Source organism: uncultured Phenylobacterium sp., assembly GCF_902826855.1.
Lineage (GTDB): Bacteria > Pseudomonadota > Alphaproteobacteria > Caulobacterales > Caulobacteraceae > Phenylobacterium.
The window spans coordinates 1-4,648 of record NZ_CADEGK010000140.1 but is presented as its reverse complement, the minus strand read 5'-3'; the positions used below and the strand labels follow the sequence as shown (position 1 = coordinate 4,648).

Here is a 4,648-nt window from a genome sequence, read left to right as displayed (position 1 = left end):
ATCCTGTTTACTTACGTGGCGGCGGGGGCGGAGGGTGTCGCTGTGCGCACTAGGCGCCCGAAAGGCGGAGGCGATCCATGTCGTTCCAGACCGTGCTCTATGAAGCGGCCGGCGGGATCGCCCGGATCACCCTGAACCGACCGGAGAAGCACAACGCCCTGAACCACCAGATGATGGACGATCTCGACGCCGCCTTCATCAAAGCCGGGGGCGACGACAGCGTATCGGTGGTGATCCTGGCGGGCGCCGGCCCATCGTTCTGCTCCGGCTACGACCTAAAGGGCGGAAGCTACTACATCACGCCGCCGGGCGAGGATGGGCGCTGGCAGGTCGATACCGCCATGGGCGCGCTCGCCGACATCGAGCAACGCTACCTGCGGATCTGGAACTGCCCGAAGGTGACGATCGCGCGGGTCCAGGGCAATGCGCTGGCGGCGGGTTGTTACCTACAGCTCCTGTGCGACATCTCCGTGGCGGCCGACACCGCGCGCCTCGGCCATCCGGCGGCCGGGGTGGGCTCGTCGTCCATGCCGCTGTGGCAGTTCGCCATGCCGCTCAAGAAGGCCCGATACCTCCTGCTGACGCGCCGTATCATCGACGGCGCCACTGCCGAGCGCTTCGACCTGGTCACCATGGCGGTGCCCGAGGCCGAGCTGGACTCGACGGTCGAAGGCATCGCCGCCGACGCCCTGACACTCGGCCCGGTCGACGCGCGCTACAAGAAGAGCGTCTACAACGCGGCGCTGGACATCCATGGCCTGGGCGCGGCGTTCCGCTACCACAGCCAGATGAACGCCATGGCGCGCCTGGCCAACAGGCCCACCTGAAGAGGAGCTGGAACCATGACCATGACAGATGCCCCCGCCGAGCGCCTGATCGGTCCGGTGCGCACCGCGCTGAACCACTCCAACGCCAGCATCCACGACCCCGCGCAAGCGCAGCGGCTGGGGTTCCGCGGCTCGGCCGTGGGCGGCAACCTGCACCTGGATCTCTTCGCCCCGCTGTTGGTCCAGACCTACGGCCGCGAATGGTTCGAGCGGGGCGCGCTCTCGCTCTATTTCCAGAACATCGTCGTGTCAGGTGAGACCGTGCAGGCCGTGGTTGAGCCGCCGCCGGCGCCCGGCGCCCAGACCCGCATCTTCGCGCGCCGCCCGGACGTCCCCGACTTCATCGTCTGCGAGGGCACCGCCTCGCTCGGCGACCACAGCCGCTCGGAGCTGGCGACCCGCGACCTGCGCACCTCCGACGAGAGCCAGCTGCGCCTGCTGAACGGCGTGAAGCCCGGGCAGCACCTCGGACGCGCCCAGACGACCCCGAGCGGCGAGCAACAGGCTGCGGCGATCGCCAACGGGTCCAGCAATGAGCCCATGGACTGGTATAGCGGCCCCTCGCCCTGGGGCGGCCCCATCGCTTCGGTCGGGACCACTGCGGCGATGATGTTCCGGCTGTTGGTGGGCGACGGCGAAACCCATCACCACGACCGGATTTCGCCCCACATCGGCGACACCTCCGGCATGTTCGGCGCCTTCCAGGTGGCCTACGAGAACGGCCCCGTGTTCGTCGACCGGCCCTACACCGTAACCGGCGAGGTGGTCGGGGTCGGCCAAAGTCCCAAGACCGAATACCTGTGGTGGGACGCCACCACGACGGACGAGCAGGGCAAGGTGGTGGTGCGCATGCGCCACCTCCTGCGCTTCCTCAAGGCGAGCTCGTCGCTCTATCCGGAACTCCAGCAGCCCAGCTGAGCGTTCAGGCGGCGTCCAGTTGAACCGCGACGCGGCGACCCTTGTCGTCGCGGTGCGTCACGACGGCGGCGCCCAGGGGCTCGCGCTGGATCATGGTCTCGACCAGCGCGGGGTCCTCCGCGGCGGCGACGAAACGTTCGCCGGCCGGCGTGCGGCACACGAGCACGCCGTAGGGAGCCTCGCGGCTGTAGTCGATGGTGTAGGTTTCCACGACCCCTGCGTTGGCGTCGTCGGGTGCGGCGGCAGGCGCTGGCCAGGCGTCGATCTGCGCCTGCAGGGCTGAGCTGTCGAAGCCCTTCCAGGCGACCGGCGTCGTAGAATAGACGCCTACCGAGTACTTCGAGAGGAACCCGCCGTTGGCGCCTACGAAGCCGAAGGCCCCGGGCTGGGCGCGCAGGCGGCGCACCATGCTGGCGATGGCGTGCATCGAATAGTTGTTCCCGGCGCCGCCGAAGAACGGCAGCCCGCCGGTGACGGTCAATGGCCGAGGGTCGTCCGGTGCGATCCCCAGGGCGTCGCGGACGGTGGTCACCGCGATCGGGAAACAGCTGTAGAGGTCGAAGGCCGCGACGTCGGCCACGTCCACACCAGCGACCTCCAGGGCCCGACGGGCGGCCAGGCCCGCGGCCGGATACCCGGAGAGGTCATTGCGCGCGAACGGCGTCCGCTCCATGGCGTCCGCGCCGCCGTGCAGATAGACCCAGCGGTCTTCGGGGACGCCAAGTTCGCGGGCCTTGGCGACGGAGGCGATCAGCACCGCGGCGCCCTGGTTGGCCTGGTCGCGGGCCACGAGCCGGCGGGTGAAAGGGTCGGCGACCAGCCGGTTCTGCGGCGTCACCGTCGCCAGTTCATCGGCCGAGTACCGCGTCTGCGACATGGCGTGCGGATTGCCCGCGGCGACTTGTGTGAACGGTGCGAACAGCCGCCCCATCTCCAGCTGGTAGGCGGCGCGGTCCTGGCCGGTCTTCGCGCGCCGGGCGTTCTCGAACAGGGCGTAGAGTTGAATGGGCGTACGCGCCCCGTGGCTGGGGAACTCGCGGGTGACGAGGCCCGGGCCGAAGCCGCGGTCTTCGAGTTGGCCTTCCACTGTCTCGGCCCAATCCCGCGTCTCGCCCTTGCCCGCGAGGTCGCGGACGGTCGAGATCGCCTCGGAGCCGCAGATCAGCGCCAGGTCCATCTCGCCGCGGGCGATCGCGTTGGTGAACTCATTGACCAGGTGCTGCGGTCCTTGCCCGCCCACCGGTTCCACGATGGCGCGCGCCGGATTGGCGCCGATCCGCCGCGCGACGGCGCGAGGGAAATTGTCGGCGCGCCCGAACGGCGCGACTGCGCCGGGCCCGGAGTTCTCGAACTGGCGGATCGCAGCCAGCACCTCGACCTGCGGAGCGACCGGTCGCGCGGCGCCGGTGTCCTCCAGCGCGGCGCGGCAGGCTGCCGCCGCCAGGTCCGCCGGGGAAAGCGCAGCATAACCGGGGGCGCCGAGGCGCTCGGAAGCTTCGCCGACGCCGATCAGGACCGGGGTGCGAGGATCGATAGCAGCGCTCATTGTGCGATTTCCCGTTCACCTGAGATGGCCGCCTCGGCGCAGGCCTTCGCCGCGGGGTAGTCGGCCTTCCCGTTGCTGGCCCGTAGACCGCGGTCGGCGACCACGATGCGCTTGGGCGTCTTGTAGCCGGCGAGGCTGGCGCGCACGTGGGTGCGCAGGCCCTGCTCGTCGAGTTCGTGTCCGGGCGCCAGCTGCACGACAGCGGTCACGGCCTGACCCCATTTCTCATCAGGCAGTCCCACGACCAGGGCGTCGTCGACGGAAGGGTGCGTCTTCAGCGCCTCCTCGACCTCCTCGGGAAAGACCTTCTCGCCGGCCGTATTGATGCAGGCGTTGCCGCGGCCCAGCAGCGTGAGCGTCCCGTCCGCCGCCACCTCGCACCAGTCGCCGGGCAAGGAATAGCGGACGCCATCGATGACCCGGAAGGTGCGGGCGGTCTTCTCGGGGTCCTTGTAGTAGCCGACCGGATTGGGCGGCCCGAGGGCGACGAGTCCCCGTTTGCCGGACCCGGGCTCGACGGGCTGGTCGTCCTCGTCGAAGACGCGGCAACGATCGCCCAGCATGAACTTGGCGGTCTGCACCTCGCCCGCCGCCGTCATTACCGAGGCGCCCATGCCGATCGCCTCCGATGAGGAGAACCCGTCGTTGAGCATCGCCTGGGGCATGTGCTCCAAGAGGCCGCGCTTGTTCTCCACGCTCCACATCACGCCGGAGGAAACGATGACCAGGACGCTAGAGACGTCGTAGCGGCCGGGCTGCGCGTTCAGGGCGTTGAGCATCGGCCGCCCGAAGCTGTCGCCGACGACCACGAGGGACTGCGGGCGGTGGCGGTCGATGGCCGTCAGCATCTCGTCGGCGTCGAAGTGCTCGCCCGTGAGGGTGATGACGCAGCCGCCGGCCAGGTGCGCGCCCATGGCGGTCAGCAGGCCCGTCCCGTGCATCAGCGGCGGCGCAGGCAGGATGCGGCCGCCGGGGCCGATGGCGCGCGTGTGTTCGCGCAGCGCCTCCAGGGTCTCCGGCACCGGACCCAGCTTGCGCTGCGCCTGCAGGGTGATCTCGCGCATGTCCTGGTGCGGCCACATCACGCCCTTCGGCATGCCGGTGGTTCCGCCGGTATAGATGAAGAACAGATCCTCCCCGGACCGCTGGATGTCGAGCGGCCCCCCATTGCCCTCGGCGGCAAGGGTGTCGAAGGATTCCGCGAACGGCGCGACCGCGCCGCCGTCGTCGGCGACCTCGATCCAGGTCTTGACCTTGGGCAGGCGCGGCCGGATCTGGGCCACGGCGTCGCGGAACTCGTGAGCATAGACCACGGTCTGGGCGTCCGAGTTGTCGAAGATGTACCAGACCTCCTCAG

4 protein-coding genes are annotated in these 4,648 nt (G+C 69.7%); 2 read left to right on the top strand and 2 right to left on the bottom strand.

Annotated elements, in window-relative coordinates:
• The first annotated feature begins 77 nt into the window (after nt 1-77).
• Together QZV94_RS17360 and QZV94_RS17355 are read left to right on the top strand one after the other, a co-directional pair.
• Nucleotides 78-827, top strand: coding sequence for an enoyl-CoA hydratase/isomerase family protein (locus tag QZV94_RS17360; RefSeq protein WP_293679443.1), 750 nt, complete (start codon nt 78-80; stop codon nt 825-827).
• Between the two features lie 15 nt (nt 828-842).
• Nucleotides 843-1,745, top strand: coding sequence for a hypothetical protein (locus QZV94_RS17355; protein WP_293679441.1), 903 nt, complete (start codon nt 843-845; stop codon nt 1,743-1,745).
• A gap of 4 nt (nt 1,746-1,749) precedes the next feature.
• Here the strand turns inward: QZV94_RS17355 and QZV94_RS17350 are convergent, their stop codons facing one another.
• Nucleotides 1,750-3,291, bottom strand: coding sequence for an acetyl-CoA acetyltransferase (locus QZV94_RS17350; protein WP_293679439.1), 1,542 nt, complete (start codon nt 3,289-3,291; stop codon nt 1,750-1,752).
• Nucleotides 3,288-4,648: AMP-binding protein (locus QZV94_RS17345; RefSeq protein WP_293679437.1), on the bottom strand; the 1,361-nt coding region annotated here is incomplete at its 5' end. The genes QZV94_RS17350 and QZV94_RS17345, both read right to left, overlap by 4 nt.